At 63.2% G+C, this 18,797-nt stretch carries 17 protein-coding genes; 5 read left to right on the top strand and 12 right to left on the bottom strand.

The features are described from left to right. Positions 1-2 precede the first annotated feature (2 nt). The 5 genes from OQ789_RS24290 to OQ789_RS24270 all read right to left on the bottom strand — a co-directional run bounded on the left by OQ789_RS24290 (position 3) and on the right by OQ789_RS24270 (position 5,202). Positions 3-896 (bottom strand): acyl-CoA dehydrogenase family protein, encoded by an 894-nt coding sequence (locus OQ789_RS24290; protein WP_324688747.1) that lies wholly within the window; start codon positions 894-896, stop codon positions 3-5. A 152-nt stretch (positions 897-1,048) separates the two neighbouring features. Further along, positions 1,049-2,317, bottom strand: coding sequence for a cytochrome P450 (locus tag OQ789_RS24285; protein ID WP_324688745.1), 1,269 nt, complete (start codon positions 2,315-2,317; stop codon positions 1,049-1,051). Continuing rightward, positions 2,295-2,741 carry a VOC family protein gene (locus tag OQ789_RS24280; protein WP_324688743.1) on the bottom strand — a complete coding sequence of 149 codons (447 nt, stop codon included), beginning with the start codon at positions 2,739-2,741 and terminating at the stop codon, positions 2,295-2,297. The genes OQ789_RS24285 and OQ789_RS24280 overlap by 23 nt, the downstream gene beginning before the upstream one ends. Beyond that, positions 2,738-3,916 (bottom strand): CoA transferase, encoded by a 1,179-nt coding sequence (locus OQ789_RS24275; protein ID WP_324688828.1) that lies wholly within the window; start codon positions 3,914-3,916, stop codon positions 2,738-2,740. Before OQ789_RS24275 ends, OQ789_RS24280 begins: the two co-directional genes overlap by 4 nt. Before the next feature lie 14 nt (positions 3,917-3,930). After that, positions 3,931-5,202 carry a CoA transferase gene (locus tag OQ789_RS24270; protein WP_324688741.1) on the bottom strand — a complete coding sequence of 424 codons (1,272 nt, stop codon included), beginning with the start codon at positions 5,200-5,202 and terminating at the stop codon, positions 3,931-3,933. Between the two features lie 146 nt (positions 5,203-5,348). Between OQ789_RS24270 and OQ789_RS24265 the strand changes: the two genes are divergently transcribed. Continuing rightward, positions 5,349-6,479: a cytochrome P450 gene (locus OQ789_RS24265; RefSeq protein WP_324688740.1), complete on the top strand. Its 1,131-nt coding sequence runs from the start codon at positions 5,349-5,351 to the stop codon at positions 6,477-6,479. Positions 6,480-6,490: 11 nt separating this feature from the next. Continuing rightward, the gene (locus OQ789_RS24260; RefSeq protein ID WP_324688739.1) at positions 6,491-7,711 is read left to right on the top strand and encodes a CaiB/BaiF CoA-transferase family protein; all 1,221 of its coding nucleotides are present in this window, start codon (positions 6,491-6,493) and stop codon (positions 7,709-7,711) included. Between the two features lie 71 nt (positions 7,712-7,782). Here the strand turns inward: OQ789_RS24260 and OQ789_RS24255 are convergent, their stop codons facing one another. From OQ789_RS24255 to OQ789_RS24225, 7 genes are read right to left on the bottom strand one after another with little or no spacing between them, the layout of a single operon-like run. Beyond that, on the bottom strand, positions 7,783-8,901 hold the full coding sequence (locus OQ789_RS24255) for a thiolase family protein (protein WP_324688738.1): 1,119 nt from the start codon (positions 8,899-8,901) through the stop codon (positions 7,783-7,785). After that, the gene (locus tag OQ789_RS24250; RefSeq protein WP_324688736.1) at positions 8,898-9,128 is read right to left on the bottom strand and encodes a hypothetical protein; all 231 of its coding nucleotides are present in this window, start codon (positions 9,126-9,128) and stop codon (positions 8,898-8,900) included. Before OQ789_RS24250 ends, OQ789_RS24255 begins: the two co-directional genes overlap by 4 nt. A gap of 3 nt (positions 9,129-9,131) precedes the next feature. Next, positions 9,132-11,216, bottom strand: a complete 2,085-nt coding sequence (locus tag OQ789_RS24245) for a CoA transferase (RefSeq protein ID WP_324688734.1) — start codon at positions 11,214-11,216, stop codon at positions 9,132-9,134. Continuing rightward, the gene (locus OQ789_RS24240) at positions 11,213-12,274 is read right to left on the bottom strand and encodes an acyl-CoA dehydrogenase family protein (RefSeq protein WP_324688732.1); all 1,062 of its coding nucleotides are present in this window, start codon (positions 12,272-12,274) and stop codon (positions 11,213-11,215) included. The genes OQ789_RS24245 and OQ789_RS24240 overlap by 4 nt, the downstream gene beginning before the upstream one ends. 13 nt (positions 12,275-12,287) lie before the next feature. After that, positions 12,288-13,481 (bottom strand): acyl-CoA dehydrogenase family protein, encoded by a 1,194-nt coding sequence (locus tag OQ789_RS24235; protein WP_324688730.1) that lies wholly within the window; start codon positions 13,479-13,481, stop codon positions 12,288-12,290. After that, entirely contained in the window at positions 13,478-14,788 is a 1,311-nt protein-coding gene (locus tag OQ789_RS24230) for an amidohydrolase family protein (RefSeq protein ID WP_324688728.1), read from the bottom strand. The genes OQ789_RS24235 and OQ789_RS24230 overlap by 4 nt, the downstream gene beginning before the upstream one ends. Before the next feature lie 41 nt (positions 14,789-14,829). Continuing rightward, on the bottom strand, positions 14,830-15,258 hold the full coding sequence (locus tag OQ789_RS24225; protein ID WP_324688726.1) for an SRPBCC family protein: 429 nt from the start codon (positions 15,256-15,258) through the stop codon (positions 14,830-14,832). Positions 15,259-15,335: 77 nt separating this feature from the next. On the opposite strand from OQ789_RS24225, the gene OQ789_RS24220 reads away from it, so the two are divergent. From OQ789_RS24220 to OQ789_RS24210, 3 genes are all read left to right on the top strand, one after another. Continuing rightward, positions 15,336-16,232 (top strand): enoyl-CoA hydratase/isomerase family protein, encoded by an 897-nt coding sequence (locus OQ789_RS24220; protein ID WP_324688724.1) that lies wholly within the window; start codon positions 15,336-15,338, stop codon positions 16,230-16,232. A gap of 69 nt (positions 16,233-16,301) precedes the next feature. Beyond that, positions 16,302-17,213 (top strand): SDR family NAD(P)-dependent oxidoreductase, encoded by a 912-nt coding sequence (locus tag OQ789_RS24215; protein WP_324688722.1) that lies wholly within the window; start codon positions 16,302-16,304, stop codon positions 17,211-17,213. Between the two features lie 19 nt (positions 17,214-17,232). Continuing rightward, complete coding sequence (locus OQ789_RS24210) at positions 17,233-18,618, top strand: aromatic ring-hydroxylating dioxygenase subunit alpha (protein ID WP_324688721.1); 1,386 nt, start codon at positions 17,233-17,235, stop codon at positions 18,616-18,618. The last annotated feature ends 179 nt before the right edge of the window (positions 18,619-18,797 follow it).

Raw genomic sequence — 18,797 nt, 5'->3', positions numbered from 1 at the left:
GGCTACGCCAATTCCTGATTCGCCAACCGCATCGCCGCGATGTTCTCGTAATGGATCGACTCGTCGCCGAACAAACTGCGGTCGAGCAGTGTGCGTCGCAGCCGTATATGCGAGAGGTGCTCCCAGGTGATCGCGATTCCGCCGAACACCTGCACGCTTGTTTCCACCACCTCGCGGCCCGCCGCCGCGGCGTAGGCCTTCGCTGTCATGGCGGCCAGCCGTGCTTCGTCCACCGGCAGATTGTCGATTGCCCACGCCGCGTGCCACAAGCAACTGCGAGCCCCCTCGACCTGAACGAGGGCGTCCGCCAGCAGATGTCCGACCGCTTGAAACGAGCCGATCTTGACCCCGAACTGACTGCGTTCGCCCGCGTAGCGCACGGCGTCGTCGAGCGCGCCCTGCATGACACCGACCAAATCGGCGGCAACCACCGTCATCGCCAGCGACTCGGCTCGCTGCCAACGTTCGTCATCAATCGGATCTCCGGTCACCACGGCAGAGGCTGCGAAATCTGCTGGCGCATAACGAAACAGACGGGTGAGATCGAGGGCTTCGGCGGCGTCACCGCTGAGCGGTCCGCAGACCAGCCTGCGTTGGCCGTCGAGGTTTACTGTCGCGAGTGCATGGGTGGCCCCGGCCGCATCGAACGCCACTCCGTGCTGGCTCGCCGTCCCGAAACCCGACAGATCCGGGCTCAACACCGGCGCAACCCTCAAGCCACCTTCCGCGACGAGCTCGACCTCCTTCTCGGCGCAGGCCGCCTGCAACAACTCGGCAGACAGCACCGCCTGCCCCAACACCGGAACCGCGCTCAGGGACTTTGCGAGTGCCTCTACAACGATGACGGTTTCCACACCGCTCGCCTCGAGCCCGCACAAGGCCGGCGAGCGCAGCATCGGCACACCGATGTCGACCAGCTGGCGCCACTGCGCGTCGAGAGGCTCCCCGACCGGAACATTGTCGGGATTGGCGACCCTGCAGCTCTCCGCCAGCCGACTCGCGGTGGCGAGCAGTAGCTGCTGCTCTTCAGTGAAGGAGACGTCCATGGTCAGCGCAACGTCATCTCCACGCTCGTGTAGCCGCGTACCGTTGCGGTCAACACACGTTCGCGTGCTCCGATGGCGTAGTCAGGGAACTTCTCGGCGACGTATTCGAACACCAGTTGCGCCTCTCGGCGCGCCAGCCACTGCCCGAGACAGATATGGATTCCCCAGCCGAAATACACATCCGTTCCGCGCGGGCGTCCGATGATGAAGCGATCGGGGTCGTCGTAGCGGCGTTCATCCCGGTTTGCACTGCCCAGCAACAACAAGACCCAGTCGCCGGCGTCCAAGCTGATGCCATGGCGCTCGATGGGCCTCGTCAGGGTTCGGGCCACCCAATGGCTCGGGGTGTCATAGCGCAACGCCTCATTGACTGCGGCGGGAACGAGGCTGCGGTCTTGGATGATTCGGTGCCATTGATCGCGGTGTTCTGCGAGGGCGACAAGGCCGTTGGAGATCAGTTTCTGGGTGGTCTCCGATCCCGCGGCCGAGAGCAGATTGCAGAACATCAGCACCTCGTGCGCAGTCAGCGAGCGCTCATTGCCGGTCTCGGCGTCGTCGAAGGTCGCCTGGAGCACGATGCTGATCAGGTCGTCACCAGGGTCGGTGCGTCGCCGTTCGATGAGCTCACCGATGTACTCGCTGATCATCCGGTTGGCTTCGATCGCCTTGGCCGGCATGGCGACTTCGCCCTCCTCGCGGGTGAGGAAAGCCTCCCACCACACACGTAGCTGAGCGCGATCGCCGTGCGGCACACCGAGTAGGTCGCCGATGACGTCGGTGGGGACCGAAAAAGCGAATGCCTCCATCGCATCGACGGTCGTTCCGGGGCGAAGCCGGCCCAGGTGCCTGTTGACCACCGCTTGCAAAGCAGATTCCATGGCGGCCACCGCCTTTGGTGTGAAAAAGCCCTTCAGCACACCACGAATACGGTCGTGGCGAGGCGGATCCATCGAGATCACGGAGTATTTGCGGCCGTCATTGTCAGGGTTCTCCGGTGCCGGACCGAGCTTTGACGAGAACGTCTCCCAATCTCGCAGCGCCTGCGAGACATCGTCAAACCTGGACAGCACCCACCAGCGGTCTTCGGGGTCTCGGTATACCGGCGCCTCGTCGCGCAATCGCCGGTAGACCGGGTACGGATCGTCAAAGATCGCCTTCGAGAAGGGCGAATACATCAACTCGCTGGTTGCGGGCACGATCACGACTTTATCATCTGATTGAACAGCAGAACGATTTGTGACTAGTTGATCAGTCGCTGTGGGTGCGCTCAATCAGTTCCAGCCAGTTCCCGTCGGGATCGGTGACCATCAGCCCGCGGTTGCCGCCGTCGAATGTCACCGTTCTGTCGGGCCACGGACTTCCGCCGGAGCGCTCGATCCGCCGCACCAGTTCGTCGACATCATCAACGCGAAACGACAGGTGGGTGAAGCCGACTGCGTTCATCGGTCGCGGTCGAGAGTCGTGGCGAACGCCCGGTTCGAGGTAGCTGAGCAATTCCAGGCGAAACCCATCGCGCTGCAGGTAGACCAGGTCGAGAACCAACCCGGGCACCGCCAGCAGCCTGGACGCTTCGGGACCCTCGACGTGCATGCGGCCAACCTCCTCGAATCCCAGCACGGCGCAGTAGAACTCGACTGATCTGTCGAGGTCGGTGACGCAAAGCCCGATATGGCTGAGCCGGTGACCTGCAGTCACTGGTCGTCGAGCAGGTCGGATAGTAGGTGATTGTGTTCGCCTAACAGGGGCGGTCGAGACGGCGGCGCAGTTGGACCGGAGCTGAACACGTAAGGCGTGCCCGGATACGCGAAGGTCTCGCCCAACTCCGGATGACTGACGGGGACCCGAAATCGGCGGGCGGCAACGTGTTCGTCCTCGAAAGCCTCGTCGGGCGACAGCACCGCACCGGCGGGGAATCCCCGCCGTTGGCTTTCCAGGAAGTAGTCCTTGGCCGGCAACCGAGAAGCGACCAACGTGATTGCGTCGCGAGCCGCGGTCAGAATTGCAGTGGTCTCGTCGTCGGCACCGATCAGTGCGATGTCTACGGGAGCGTCGCGCGACGCGGCCAGCTCCAAGAACACCACCTCGGGCAGTTCTTCGGCGAGACCGAGATCGTTGAGCCACGCGATTAAGTTGCCGAACTCCTGCGGTTTCCGGGGCAGCACGCCGGTGCTGGCATAGGCTCCGTCTGCGCACCGAACCTGCGTCGGCTGACTCGGCGTGAAGTAGGCATGACGTCCGGTTTGCCGAAAGCACGTCTCGTTATTGACAAGCCAGTGGTAGGTCACCTGCTCGGAGCTCACGTTGCAGACCGCGTTGACGTTGACGTCGACAAGCTGACCCTCGCCGGTGCGGTCGCGGTGCGCGAGGGCGACTAAAGCTCCAATGGCACAATACAACCCGCCGAGATTGGCCGATTGATCACCGGCACCACGGATCGGCGGCAGCGAGTGGTCGTCGTAGCCGCAGTTCCATACGGGGCCGCCCCCTGCAAGCATCGTGAGGTCGGTGACGGGGTCATTTGGGCGCTCACTGTTGAGGCCGAAGGGGCTTACCACAACCCAGATCTGGGGCCCGCCACGCTTGTCACCCGGAGCGTGGTCTGCGCCCGAGATAATGATGTCGGCCGTCGCGATCAGGTGCCACAGCACGTGCACATCGGTATCGAGAGCGATTGTCACCGAACGTTTTCCCACATTGCCGCTCCACCACCGCAGGCTGGCTTCAGGTTCGGGCGCATCGAGGACAAATGGCGGCCGTGACCGGTGTATGGACCCTTCGGGAGGCTCGACAACGATCACCTCCGCGCCGAGTTCAGCGAGCAACCGTCCACCGACGGCGGTGAACTGATCGCTGATTTCGACGACGCGAATCCCGGTTAGCGCGCTCAGATCACACCCTGCTTCGTCAGTTCGTCCAGTTCCTGGTCGCTGTGTCCAAGCAACCCGCCGAGGATCTTCCGGTTGTGCTCGCTCAGGCACGGCGCTGCCCGCGAAATCCTCCAAGGCGAAGCCGACATCCGCAGCGGCAGCCCCTCGACGCGCACTGTCCCGATTTCCGGGTGCTGCACGGTGGGAAAGAGCCCCCACGCGGCCAGGTCGGGGTCCTCGTCGATCCGCTCTCGCGGCGATTTGACCACGCTGGCGGGAATGCCGGCGGTGGCGAGCTCGCTTGCCAAAACGACGCCGTCGCGTGTGGCGGTGCATGCGGCGATCAGCGTGTCCAGTTCATCAGCGCGGGCCAGTCGCTGCCCTAAGGTGGCGAACCGATCGGCCGAAAGTTCGGGTTCGTCAAGGACCTTGGCGAGCATGGCGGCGTCACGGTCGTCCCGGCAGGCGATGGCGATCCACCTGTCTTCCCCCAGGCTGGGGTAGATCCCGTGTGGCGCCATCTCGCCGAAGTCGGAGTGGTTGGCGGCGGGACTTCCGGCCCGGCGCGCGGGCCTCCTGTTGACGGTCCAGTCGAGCACCTCTGCGGGCAGCATTGCGATACCGGCGGGCACAGTCGCCAGATCGACATGCTGACCCTCGCCGGTGCGTTCGCGGTGATGTACCGCGGCCAGAATCGCGATGACCATGTAATACGCGGCGACGTGGTCCATGTAGGAAAAGCCCCACCCGGCCGGTTCGTGGCCAGCAAGACCCGCAGTAAAGGTGAGGCCGCTCAGCGCCTGCACGATCGGGCCCCAGGTCTTGAAATCGCGGTACGGGCCGGTGTGGCCGAAACCGCAGTTGGACACGTAGATGATGTCCGGTTTGATCCGCCGCAGCTCGTCGTCGCCAAAGCCCATCCTGGCCAGCACGCCGGCCGCGAAGTTTTCGCAGACAATGTCGGACACGGCGATCAGCTCGCGGAGCAGTTGCTTGCCGGCATCGGCGCGCAAATTGATTGTGACTCCGAACTTGCCCACGTTGTGGTTGTTGAAGCCGGCACCCAGATTCACGCCCCTGCGCTCGTCGACGAATGGACCCACGCCGCGAAGAGCGTCCCACATCCCGCGTGTAGCTGGATCTTCCACGCGGATTACCTCGGCGCCGAAAGCGGCGAGGATCTTCGTCGCGCCCGCTCCGGCCAGTTGGCCGCCCAGGTCGCATACCCTGAGGTGAGACAAGCCGTGGGTCACCGTGCAACAATAAAACAAAATCTGTTCTGCTGCCAATCACAAGATGCGGGTCGTGATCGCTTCCAGCTGCTCGCAGATCGACAGGGAATGTTCTATTGTTCATCTCTATGGTAACGATCGCAGCCGCTCGGTTCGATGACCCGGCGTTCTACCTCGGCGACCCGAACGCGACCTTTGCGCAGTTGCGCGACAGCGATCCGGTGCATTGGTATGACGAAGGCAAGTTCTGGGTCATCACCAAGTACGAAGATATCAAGTCGATTTCGGCGCGTCCCGAGAAATTCAAGTCCGAGCGCATCGGCATCATGATGGATCTGATCGCGCACCGCGAGGGCCGGGACCCGCAGGGCTATCAGACCCGCGGAATCCTTTTCATGGATCCACCGGAGCATCGGGCCCACCGCAAGGCCATCGGTATCCGCTTCACACCGGGTGCAGTGGCAAAGATGGAGGCGCGGGTGCGACAGGTTGTCAATGACATCCTCGATGGTCTACCCGACGGCGAATTCGATTGGATCGAGCGGATCGCCGAGCCTATTCCTGTGTATGTGTTCGCTTATCTGCTCGGCGTACCCGAACCGGACTGGCCGAAGGTCGCCGGCTGGGCGACCACCATCGCCAACGTCGGCAGCGGTGTGGCCAGTGACGACGACATGACATTGATCTTCGACCAGATCGGCCCTTATTTGCTGGGCCTTGCCGCCGATCGCAAGGACCACCCCCAAGACGATTTGCTCACGTTGTTAACGGAGGTGACAGTCGACGGGGAGCCATTCAACGACGCGCAAGTGATGATCTACGCACTCACGCTCCTTGCGGCGGGCAGTGAGACGACGCAAAGCCTCATCGCGGGTATGGCCGATTGCCTGGACCAGCATCCCGACCAGGCCGACGAGTTGTTCAACGATCCGAGCCTGAGCGGCAACGCGGTCGAGGAGGTGCTGAGGTACTGGACTCCGGTGATGAGCATGGCTCGGCAGTGCGCTCACGATGTCGAAGTGCGGGGTGCCAGGATCAAGGAAGGCGATGGCCTGCTGCTGGCCTACGCTTCGGCCAACCGCGACGAGGACCATTGGGGAGTCACCGCAGAGCAATTCATCATCACCCGCGAAGACGCCGCGAGCCATCTCGGATTCGGGGTCGGCGAGCACTTCTGCATGGGTGCCGCGCTCGCGCGACGTGAGGCGCGCCTGCTGCTCGAAGAGATCATCAAGCGGGCTAACGGAATTCATGTTGTCGGCGAGCGGGCGCAGCGAGCATCAGCTCTGGTACACACGCACGACCACTTGCCGGTTGTGTTGGACTACCGCTGAGGGGTTAGCAAATGAGCGGGCCAATGGCCGGGGTGCGTGTGCTGGAAGTCGCGCAGTGGACGTTCGTCCCTGCTGCAGGTGCGGTGCTGGCCGATTGGGGTGCCGACGTGTTGAAAGTGGAGCACCCGCGCACCGGTGATTCTCAACGCGGTCTGCGACAGCTCGGGAATATCAGGGTGGAAGGCGCTCGTAATCCCGTGATGGAGCATGCCAATCGGGGTAAGCGATCCATTGCGCTGGATATCTCGACCCCCGACGGCCATGAACTGCTGATGGATATCGCGCGGACCAGTGATGTGTTTCTGACCAACTTCCTGCCGGATGCACGCACGCGGCTCAAGATCGACGTCGAAGACGTGCGGGCGGTCAATCCGCGAATAATCTACGCCCGCGGCAGCGCGTATGGTCCGCTCGGCGATGACGGCGGCAGGGGCGGATACGACATGACCGGCTTCTGGAGCCGCGCCGCCGGAGCGGCCAGCACCACGCCGAATGATCTGAAGGGCGTCGTGGCTCAGCCGGGTCCGGCTTACGGCGATTCGATCGGGGGCATGACCATCGCCGGCGGCATTGCCGCGGCACTGTTCGAGCGCGAGCGGACCGGTGTGGCGCGTCTGGTGGACATCTCGCTACTCGGCGTTGGCGTGTGGGCGATGGGGGTGGCCGTTAATGCCGCCCTGGTCAGCGGCCAGCCGTGGGTAGCCAATCCGGCCGGCGCCAACGTGGCGCCGCACAACCCGCTTACCGGCTTCTACCGCACCAGCGACAACCGATTCCTGGGGCTGTCGATGCTGCAGGCGTTTCGATACTTCGCAGACTTCTGCACGCGCGTTGGCGTTCCCGAACTTGCCACCGATGATCGGTTCGCGAGCCACCAGCTTCTCGCCGAGAACGCCGAAGCAGCGGCCACAGCACTACGCTCCGCAATCGCGGCGCAGCCGCTCGAGCATTGGCGAAAAGTGCTGGCAGACTTCGACGGTCAATGGGCTCCGGTGCTCAATACCGTCGAGGTGGCGGCGGACCCGCAGGTACGTGCCAACGGCGGCATCGTCGCAATCGAGGGGCACGGCGAGTCGTTCGATCTAGTGGCCAGCCCGGTACTGTTCGATGAAACTCCATTGCGGCTCGGTCCCGCACCAGAATTCGCCGAACACACGGAGACTGTGATCCTGGAACTCGGCGGGGATTGGGACCGGATCGCGACGCTGAAAGACACCGGTGCGATCGGGTGATTGCTACTCGCTAGTCCTTACAGGTCTCTGCCAGACTCAGCATCTCGCGACCGCTTGATCGCGAGTCGGTTTCACCCACGCAGGACAGTGACGACACAGGACCCGCCACCGCCCATCGCCTGGGCCAATCCGATCCTAGGGTTAGCGACCTGTCGCGAATCTGCCTCTCCCCTAAGCTGACTGACCACCTCGGCTACCTGCGCCAGGCCGGTCGCTCCGAATGCGTGGCCGCGCGCCAGGCACCCGCCGTCGGTATTAGTGGGTAACCGCCCGCCGGATGCCAGGTCGCCCGAGCTCGCCAGTCTTGCCGCTCCCCTGACATCGGTGAGACCCAGCGCGATCAACGCGGTGATCTCCTCGCTGGCGCACATGTCATGGAGCGAGACGACACCGACGTCGGCGGGCGCGGCTGACGCGGCGGCGAAAGCCCGGCTAGCGGTGAGGGTGATTTGTGACGGGGGGCCGACGCAGGGCCCGGCCAGCGGCCAATCCGGATCGCGGGGCCAACTGGTCTGCTCGATGGCGGCGACCGCTACAGATCGCCGCACCGCGTCGGCAGTCACCACGATAGCGGCGCCACCATCGACCGAGGCGTGACACATCATCTTCGTCAACGGCTCCGCGACCATACGGGCCGACATCACCTGTTCGACGGTGACCTCGTCGTCATTTCGCCGCGCCGCCAACGGATTGAGCCGAGCCTGGTTGTACGACTTAGCCGCGACCGCACCAATCACCTCGGACGGGCAGTCGGCGTCGTGCAACCAACGGCTGGCTTCAATGGCGTAGTGCACCTGGGGCGGGAATGTGTCCCAGAATTCGACGGCCGCAGGGACTACTCCGCCGGGTTCAAGTGCAGATGTCTTCTCGTAACCGATTGCCAACGCGATTCGGCAGCGTCCGGACGCGACCGCCCAGACGGCGTGTCGCAACGCGACCATGCCTCCGGCCGACGCGCTCTCGATCGCAGTAACCGGAATCCCGGTGCGGCCCAGACGATGTGCCACCTTCAGGCCGGTTTGTGGCGGCGCCATCGAAGAAGAGGTGAAAACCTCTCCGACCGCTTCATACTCGAGGTCCGCGTCAGCGAGCGCCTTCTCGGCCGCGGCGACACCGAGGTCGGCCAGTGCGGTGTCGCTGTGCTTGCCGAACGGTGTGACGCCGACACCGGCGATGTGCGTGCCCGTCATGCCGAGCCAGCCTCGAAAACCAGGGTTTTCGCGTCACCCATGATCTGCTCGACGAGCCTGCCAACAGCACCGGGCGCGGGACGCGGTCCGGACACCAGCACTTGGATGCGTCCGTCGGTGGTGTCGACCCATGCGACGCTATAGCCGTTCTGGCCGAAGCCGGGGACCGGCGACTTCGACGGCACGAAAGTCGAGGCCCACACGGTCGCAGCGAGCTCAGTAGGCACTAATCATCCTTTCCTGACTGCGTTTGCACTGCCCAACGCCGGTGGCGGCGCCAACGGTATCGGCCCGTGCGGTGTGAATCGCCACGGCAGTCCGACCAACCGGGCGGCACCAATATCGGGATCGGGATGGACGATTTCAGGGAAGAACCCTCGCGCGGCCAAATGCGGGTCAGCCACCAAGTCTTCGGCGCACTGGACGGGCGCGGCACGCAGACCCGCCTCGATAAGCTGTGCGGCGGCATCGTCAGCCGGCAATGCGGCGACCAACGTATTCAACTCTTGCAAGCCACCAATGAAATTCGTCAGGTTTGCCCATTCTTCGGGCTCGATCAATTCGACAGCCACCCAGCGTCCGTCCGCGCCGCAATAGATCCCGCGGTGCAGGGAGTCAGGGGGGTCGCACTCGAGCTCTTCAGCTACCGAGGCAGCGGCCACGAATTCGGAGATTGTCGACGCGACAACTTCCGCCATGGAGAGATCGATGACCGCACCGGTGTCATGTTGTGGCCCCACCGCCCACGCTGATATCACCGTGGCGGCTACCACCGATGACAATGGGTCAGCGATCACCGTTCCCAGTCGCGCCGGACTTCCATCATGGCTGGTGGTCAGCCCGGTCAGGCCGCCGTAGGACTGGACGTTGTTCGCGTACACGCGATATCCGGCCATCGGACCGGTCGAACCAAAACCCGAAACCCGCACCGAGAGCTTTCCCGCACCTGCGATGGCTTCGGGGTCGACTTCCAGCCGAGCCAGTCGTGACGTGCCGACGTTTTCGATCAGCACGTCCGCGTCGGCGAGTGCCGCGGCGACGTCCTGCGCCGCATGACCTGACTCGATGAGCGCGCTCTGCTTTGAGTGGTTGGCCACGGCGAAATAGGCACCGCGTTCCACGCCGGGCTTCCCCGCGGCGAAAGGGCCCGTCCGCCGGTAGATATCAAGTCGTTCAGGGTCTTCCAGCCGCAGCACCCTGGCTCCCATCCCGCCGAGGAGCGTGCCGATGATGGGGCCCGCGAGTACGTGCGTCAGTTCGACGATGCTCAGATCCGACAGACGGCCCGTGCGGCACCGCTCGGAGCGGCCCCCGGAATGCGCCAGCCATGGCTGGTTGAGGACGGAGATGTCGACACCAAGGAGTTGCGCCGCCGAAACCGCACCACGCCAGCCGAACTGGGTTGAAGTCAGAATTTCGTGTGCCGTATTCACCGGTGTCGAAGGCACACCATGGTCCTGCAACAACGCCGCGCATTCTTCCTTGTCGCGGGTTTCTGCCCACGCCGCGACGTGCTGGTTGATCAGATCGGCGTGGTCGATGCGGGCAGATCGTTCGTCCAGTCCCGCAGCCCATTCCGGATTTTTCAGCGCGGCGAGCAACCCCCGCCATTGATGATTCTCAACCGCGGTGATGCGCACCAATCCGTCCCGACATTTGAAAAGACCGGACGGGGCTAGGTAGCGCCCGCTACCGGCCCTTCCCGGGCAGGAATACAGGACGTGGGCGCATTCAGGGAGGGAGGCGGTGAATGCTACTGCCTCCTGCACGGAAACATCAACGTAAACCGGCGCTTTCGTGCTGTTGCGCCGATCCAGACCATGCAAAGCCGCCAGTGCTGTTACGGCACCCGCCGCTTTCAGCGCGACATAGCCGGGCGCAGGCACCGGCGCTCCGTCGGATCCCGTTATTGTGGCCAGCATCCCGCCTGCCGCCTGGGCGATCAGTTCGCCACCCGGCTGCGGAGCGCGCGGCCCATCCAGGCCGAATGGGCTAACACTGACCACGACACCGCTTTTCGTCTGAGGCGGAGTTACCGCGCGATCGTGGTCAATGACGACGATGTCGTACTCGTCTATGAACGTCGCCAGGTCGGCCGACTGTTCGATTACCCGCTTGGCGCGGTCGAGAGTCAGGTCGACGGCGGCGACAGGTCCTGCCGGCGTAGTAATTGTCGGACCGAATTTAGCAATCGCATTGCGTTCGAGTACCCGTGTCGCATCGGCGCCGAGGCTGACCAGCAACGCGGTAGCCGCCCCACCCGCGATCCCGTCACCGAGCTGTAGGACTCTGACGCCTGTCAAAAATGAGTTCACGCGCTGCCCTCCCGGCGAGCGGTGACCGGATACCGTGCGCTGAGCCAGCGCGCGACCACATTCCGGTGGAACCCACGCGTGCCGAGAGTGGCTACGCTGCTCGCAGCTCGCCGCAGGTGAATATGAGCTTCGTGCTCCCAGGTGTAGGCAATGCCACCGAAAACCTGGGTGACGCCCTCGGGCACTGCCCGGAGCCTGTCAATACCCCAAAATGCGGCCAGGGACACCAGCGCCGCAGCGTCGGAATGGTCATGTTGACACGCATCGGCCGCCCGATTGACCAGGGCGCGACCAACTTCGACGACGCACCTCTGGTCGACAAGACGATGCTTGATCGCCTGGAACGTGCCGATCGGACGGCCAAATGCAATCCGCAGTTTGGCATATTCGGTCGCGGCCTCGTTGGCAGCAGACACGGTACCGACCAACTCAGCCAGTTGTGCCACTTGTGCACGTAAGGCCGCGTCCCGGCACCGGGATTCAGCGGCGATACCTTCTTCGAAGACCTGAATTGGCACATCCTGCAGCGATATTCGTGCCGCTGGGTTGTGGTCTAGGGGGGTTATCGGCATGCGTTCCACCCCGGCGCTCGTCGGGTCGACGACGCCTAGAACAGCCTGTTCACCCGTGCCAGCGCAGACCACCAGTGTGTCCGCTACCGTACCGAAGGGAACCACCGGCCAGATGCCCGAAACGGTACCCGCAGAGAGCTCCCCGCGTCCCGGCAACATCAAGCTGATGCCGTCATGACATCGATCATCGCACCAGGCAGCTGCCGCCGCGGCGGCGAGTGGGACAGGCGCGGCAGCGGCACCAACTGCCTCGGCCAGCACACACAATTCCCGCAGACTCCCGCCTCCCCCGCCACTGGCTGCACCGACCAATACATCCGGCCACCCCAACTCCGAAACCGTCTGCCACAAATCGGGATCGAATACAGGGCCCGGGCCGTCGAGCAAGCTTTGGAATCTCGCGAGCGACCAACTCCGGCGCAGGACGTCGTTAGCCGCTTCGCGCAGCCGGGTGAGTTCTACTGTGGAATCGGCGATGTCGGTCAACGACGACAGCACATCATGGGTCACGAGGCAGCCCCAACAACTTCTCGGCGATTACGTTACGCTGGATCTCCGATGTGCCCGCTCCGAATGTTGCCGCCCGCATCAACAGATAGCTCTGAGCCACATTGCCACCCTTGGCGGCGCCCGCCGACCCGCGCTCGAGGGTTCCGGCGGGCCCGGCGAGATCAATCCCGAAGTTGGCCATCGCCTGGTCCACCTCCGAGGTGAGCAGCTTGGCCACCGACGACTCAGGCCCAGGATCTACGCCACGGATGCCGGCGGCCGTTGCCTGCGCCGAGATCTGACGCAGCGCCTCCACCTGCGCAGCGAACCCAACGATTCGATCCGCGACGAAGCTGTCATCAAAACCGTTACAGGCCAGTGCATTATCTTGCTGAGCCAGCTTGACCAGAATTCCAAGTCTCCGCTCGATACGATGAGTGCGGCTTTGACCGACGCGCTCGTAGCCCAGCGTGGACTTGGCCACCCTCCAGCCCTCATGCAGCGGACCGAGAACGTTGGTGAGCGGCACCCGCACCGAATCGAAGTAGACTTCGTTGAACTCTGCTCTGCCGGTGATCTGCCGAATGGGGCGCACCTCGACCCCGGGTGTTTGAAGCGGAACTAGGATGTAGCTGATTCCGTGGTGCTTCTCGGCGGCGGGATCGGTGCGCGCCAAAATGTAGATCCATCCCGCATAGTGCGCTTTGGACGTCCAGATCTTTTGGCCGGTGATTACCAGCTCATCACCGTCGATCTCGGCCTTGGTCCGCAGCGCAGCGAGGTCACTGCCCGCTTCCGGCTCGCTGAAGCCCTGACACCACACGTCGGCTGCCGAAAGGATTCTCGGCAGATAATAATCGCGTTGCTGGTCGGTTCCCCACTGAATGATGGTGGGCCCCAGCTGATTGATGGCGCTACGGTTGATGGGCTCGGGCGCGCCGGCGGCGGCCATCTCGGCGTTGTAGATCAGTTGCTGCACGACGGATGCGCCGCGGCCCCCGAACTGCACGGGCCAGGAGATCGCGGCCAGCCCGGCATCGTGAAGCCGCTGCTGCCATAACCTCATTCGGTCGAGACGCTCGTTCTCGTCGCGCACGGGACCGCGCACGTCGGCAGACAGCGCTGACGTCAGGAACGCGCGGACGTCGTCGCGGAATTCTCGGTCGGCCGCGCCGAGAACCACACCATAATCCGGTTCGGTCACGCTCCACCGCGAAGGATCGAGGCCATCCGCACCTTCATATCGCCGTAGGTGATTGCCGTCGCGCCCGCCTTCGGTGCCCGTCCCGCCGCTACCTTCGGGGCGGACATGTTCAAATCGGCTATCTGGTCTCGCAACGCGGCGACGGTACAGTGTTGCCTGCCGAGACGCTCAACGCCGGAATAGCCAAACGCGCGCGCGGCATTCTTCCATGTGATGGCCTCGACCTCTTCAGGTGTGCAGCCTTTCAACTGGGCGGCCAGTTGTTCGGGCGCGTCGGGCCAACTGCTGTCCGAGTGCGGGTAGTCCATTTCCCAGCAGATGGTTTCCACACCGATACGGTCCCGCATCTCGATTCCCACACGATCGCGGATGAAGCACGACATGAAGTTACGGCGAAAGACTTCGGTGGGACTCAGGCCTTCGCCGAGATCGTCCCCCGTCCACGCCCGCTGGCGAGAGTAGATGTCCTCAAAACGCTCTAAGAGGAACGGGATCCAGCCAATGCCGCCCTCGGATAGGGAGAACTTGATCGTGGGGAATTTGGCCAGCACCGGGGAGAACAGCAGATCTGCCGTGAACCTTTGAGTATCGATCGGCATCATCGAGTTGTAAGCGAGATACGAAGTCTGGTCCGACGGAACTGGCAGGCCGCCGCCGGTGCCGATGTGGATATTGACGATCGTGTTCTCTTCACACAGTGCCTCCCACAACGGATCCCAGTGTGGATCCTGCCAGGGCGGCTGACCGTAGTTGCCGATGTGTTGAGGAGCCGTGATTGCACGACAGCCAAGGCCCGCCAGCCGATGTACCTCACCGGCGGCCAGTGCTGGATCCCATAACGGCAAAATCCCCATCGGGATAAACCGGTCCGGATGACGCCCGCACCAATCCTCAATGTGCCAATCGTTGTAGGCCCGCACCATCACCTCGGAGATCTGACGGTCACCCCGGTAGGTGAACAGCGCGCCAGAGATAGTGGGAAATGATGGAAAGCACAGCGAAGCCAACACACCCGAGGCGTTCATGTCGTCCACCCTGGCGTCGACGTCGTAGCAGCCCGCCCGCATATCGGTGAATCTGGACGGCTCGAAGCCCCACTCATCGTTCGGCCTTCCGACCACCGCGTTGAGTCCGATGTTGGGTAGCTGCAGACCGTCGTACACCCAGAAGCAGACCCCGTCGGCGTCCTCGACGATGCGGGGGGCGTCGTCGGCGAAGCGGCTCGGAACATGCCCAGCGAACATATCGGGTGGCTCGACGGTGTGGTCGTCCACGCTGATCAACACGAGGTCGAGAGGATCAATCACCTGATAGATTTTAGACTAAGGAACAGTATCTGTCTAAGTGTTCAGTGGCGCCCGCGCGCATTGGCGAAGTCCTGAACCCACCCGGCCATGAGGCCGTAGACACCCTCAATGGCCTCGCGGGCCGCGGCGTCATTGCCGATCGGCGAGTAGTCGATGTCCCAGTCGACAGAGGATTCTTCGTCAGACTCCGTGTCGTGAACGGTGTTCACCACCACGAATCGGCTGACCGGCATCGGATTGTTGGCGATCTCGTAGGATAGTGCGCGCCGATCGGGGTCGATCCAGATGAGCGTCTCGATGACGGGCTTCTCGGAGCTCGCGGCGATGAACCGTCGCATTCCGGCCCCTTCGCCCTCGACCCTGACATCGCCGGGTCCAGGGATCCAGCCGACGTTGCCGAAATCTGCGAGAACCGCCCAAACCGCCTCGGGCGACGCCGTAAGCCGCCTGGTAACCGTGAATCTAGGCATCCGCTGACCGTACCATCCACAATGTAACAATTGATCGACTACTGTACCTATGTACCGTCTAGTGCGAGGAGAGTGGCGTGAGCACCGACGCCCCCGGCGAATCCGAATACGAGGTCGACGACGACTGGGTTCGGTACGAGGTGGTCGAGCCGCACATTGCCCAAATCACCATCGACCGGCAGGAGAGGCGCAACGCCATACTGTCGCCCGAAATGCACGACCTATTCAGGGAACGACTGACTCGCGCCGAAGATGACGACGAGATCAAAGTCATCATGTTGCTGGCCGAGGGCACCGACTTCTGCAGCGGCGACGACGTCCGCCGACTGCCGGTGGAACAGGCGGGATTACGCAAGGGAAAGCGGCTGCCGCAGACCGCGCGGCTGGGAAACGCCCGACGACTGCACCGACACCTGACTAACTGGCTGGAATTCCCGAAGACGGTCGTGGCAGCATGCCAGGGCGCCACTTTGGGCGCTGGCATGAACCTCGCTCTCGCCGCCGACATTCTGGTCGTTTCGGAGGACATGTACCTCGCGCGCCCGCAGGCGCGCATCGGATTCGCCGGGTTCTCGACGGCGATGCCATTGGCGCTACTCAAACTGGGCCCCAATCGCGGCTATGAGGCCATGATCACCGGGCGCAAGGTAAGCGCCGCAGAGTTGCGCGATTGGGGGGTAGCAGCGTCGGTGGTACCCGCGGAGTCTCTGCGCGATGAAGCACTCCGTTACGCCCGTGCGATCGCGCACCATTCCGCTGATGGCCTGATGGTGGGAAAACATGCTCTGATCTCGTTCTGGCACGCCGTTGGGATGGCCCAGTTCGGAGACTGGGTTCCGATGGGCCACACGGTGTTCAGCAATCTGCTGTGGCGTGAGGACGAGTTCAACTTCATGAAAGAGCGAAGCTCCCGCGGCGGGCGAGAAGCCATGGCCGAGTTGGAGCGCCGGTACGCGGAGTGGGGATTCGAATGAGTCAACCCTATGCGACAGTTATACACCTGATGTTGCTATGTTCTGTATGCCACAAGCTTTGGGAGCTGAATGACGATGGGTGTGCTTGACGGACGTACCGCACTGGTCACCGGTGCCGGTCGTGGAATCGGAGCGGCGGTCGCCGAAGGCTTGGCGGCGGAGGGCGCAACCGTTCTGGTTTCTGATGCCGGCGTCAAGGTCGACGGAACGGGCCACGACTCGGGTCCAGCCGAGAGCGTGGCCGCCGCGATCACCGAACGGGGCGGCAAGGCTTTCGCGGACACGACCGACATCACCGATTTCGCTGCTTCCGCGGACCTCATCGACCGCGCCGCTGAAACACTTGGCGGCTTGGATGTCGTCGTAAACGCTGCGGGGATCCTCCGCGACGGCATGGTGTTCAAGATGAGTGAGGACGATTGGGACACGGTGGTCTCAGTGCACCTCAAAGGCACGTTCAATATCACGCGCCACGCGTCGGCCTGGTGGCGAAACAATCGCGGCGGGCAGTACCGGCTGATCACCTTCACATCGATGTCAGGGCTACAGGGAGCGCCCAGCCAGCCCAACTATGCAGCGGCCAAAATGGGTATCGTCGGCCTGACGTTTTCCTGCGCCAACGCATTACGTAATTACGGTGTGCGTGCCAACGCGATCGCGCCGATCGCCGGCACCCGGATGACCCAAGGCATCAAGGGCGGCGGAAGCATGGACTACTCGGAGTCCAACGCACGGCTGTCGCCCAAGAATTGCGTGCCCCCGGTGGTGTATCTAGCCAGCGTGCGGTCCGACTGGCTGAACCGGCGGGTCATCTTCGCCGGCAACGGCCGCATCAGCCTGATGTCCAATCCTGTCGTCGAACGCGAGATCGTGTCGGCATCGGGAACCTGGGACATCCCAACCGCTTTCGCGGAGATCGAGACGTCCTTCAAGGAAGCCGTGCTGTATCCCAACATCTTCGACAAACCACCCGCAAGCTGACTGATCGAAGAGGGTAACCATGACCGAGCTCGCCACCGAACGGATACCCGAAAAGTTCGCGTGCGGTGAGACTTTCGTACCGAAGAGCCGCTACACCGATCCGGAGTTTCTGCAGCTCGAGCTGGACCGACTGTTCACCCAGGTCTGGCAACCCGCTTGTCGCGAAGAGGAAATTCCGACTCCTGGTTGCTACTACGAGTACACAATCGGTCGGCAGTCCATTGTGATCGTGCGCCAAAAGGACGACAGCATCAAGGCCTTCCATAACACCTGCGCCCACCGAGGCATGAAGATTATTCGCGGCACCGGATGCTCGTCGAACAAGGAGTTTCGCTGTGAGTTTCATGGTTGGCGCTACGGCTTAGACGGTCGGTCATCGTTCGTGCCGTGTCGTGAAGAATTCGCGTCTCGTCCGCGCGACCAGTGGAACCTACGTTCGGTAGCAGTCGGCATGTGGGGCGGATGGGTGTTCGTGAGCATGGCCTCGAAACCGCCGGATCTACTCGAGTGGCTCGACCCGATACCAACGGCACTGGCACCATTCCGGTTGCAGGACATGCGCTTCCGCTGGCGCAAGCGTACCTTCTTGCCCGCAAATTGGAAGACGGTGATCGACGCGTTCATCGAGGGCTACCACACCCCTGGCACCCACCCCCAAACGATGCGGTCCGCTCAGGGCCCACGGCCGACCGCGGAACCGGCCCAGCCGCAGGAGTACGCATACGCGCCCTACACACCGACCATGACCTACAAGAACCACTCCCGATTCGTCTATACGCAGCGCCCTGAGCACGCCGACCGCGACACGGGCCGGCAGGAACTGGCGGCGCGCCCGGAGGTGTTCGCCAATTCGATGCAGTACCAGTACCTCGAGGTCGGCTCGCTGGTCACCGAGCGCGACTACCGCGCCGCGCGGCAACTGGCCAAGACCGAGCCGGGCGGGATGCCGCCTTTTGTGCTCTACCACCAGATGTGCGAGGAACTCGCACGCGCCGAGGGCGTTGATTTCCCGCAGATGTCCATGGAGCAATACTTCGCGGGAAACGGAGACTGGCACGTTTTCCCCACCATGGTCATCCTGGTCGAAAAGTCGTGCCTGCTCGGCTACCGCATGCTGCCTGACGCCGAGGACCCGAATCGCTGCACGTTCGAGATGTTCTCGCTGGAGCATTTCGCGCGCGGGGAGGTTCCGCAGTCGGAGTGGCAAATCTTCGACACATGGCAGGACCATGATGGATGGGGCGAGTTGCCTTCTCAGGACCTGCGGAACATCGGAGCCATCCACGCCGGGATGCATTCCGCCGGGTTCGACGGGCTATGGCTGAATACCGCGCAAGAGATGTCGATCCGTAACGCTCACGCGATCGCCGACAGGTATCTGTTCGGCTCCGGTGAACAGGCGTAGTGGAGGAATCTGTTCCGGTTGATCCGTGACACTCGTGTTGCGGTCTAGCGCCCGTGCTGGTGCGTAGGACCTGCTTGTTTCACACCTTGCCGCGACTGGGTGAAGTCCAGGGACGTGGTGTACGACGTCGTCGTGTGATTCTTCGTTGTCGTGGTTAGGCGGTTAGTGCTGCGGGTGCG

The sequence above is a fragment of the Mycobacterium sp. 94-17 genome (genome assembly GCF_035617725.1).
GTDB lineage: Bacteria > Actinomycetota > Actinomycetes > Mycobacteriales > Mycobacteriaceae > Mycobacterium.
Note: the sequence above shows the minus strand (reverse complement) of the source record. Positions and strands in the feature narration are given on the sequence as shown.

What these genes read in the sequence shown, in the direction of transcription:
- OQ789_RS24290 (WP_324688747.1), bottom strand. Translation starts at nt 896, where the DNA reads ATGCTGCGCTCGCCGGCCTTGTGCGGGCTCGAGGCGAGCGGTGTGGAA.
- OQ789_RS24210 (WP_324688721.1), top strand. Translation starts at nt 17,233, where the DNA reads ATGACCGAGCTCGCCACCGAACGGATACCCGAAAAGTTCGCGTGCGGT.
- OQ789_RS24225 (WP_324688726.1), bottom strand. Translation starts at nt 15,258, where the DNA reads ATGCCTAGATTCACGGTTACCAGGCGGCTTACGGCGTCGCCCGAGGCG.
- OQ789_RS24255 (WP_324688738.1), bottom strand. Translation starts at nt 8,901, where the DNA reads ATGACGGGCACGCACATCGCCGGTGTCGGCGTCACACCGTTCGGCAAG.
- OQ789_RS24215 (WP_324688722.1), top strand. Translation starts at nt 16,302, where the DNA reads ATGACGATGGGTGTGCTTGACGGACGTACCGCACTGGTCACCGGTGCC.
- OQ789_RS24260 (WP_324688739.1), top strand. Translation starts at nt 6,491, where the DNA reads ATGAGCGGGCCAATGGCCGGGGTGCGTGTGCTGGAAGTCGCGCAGTGG.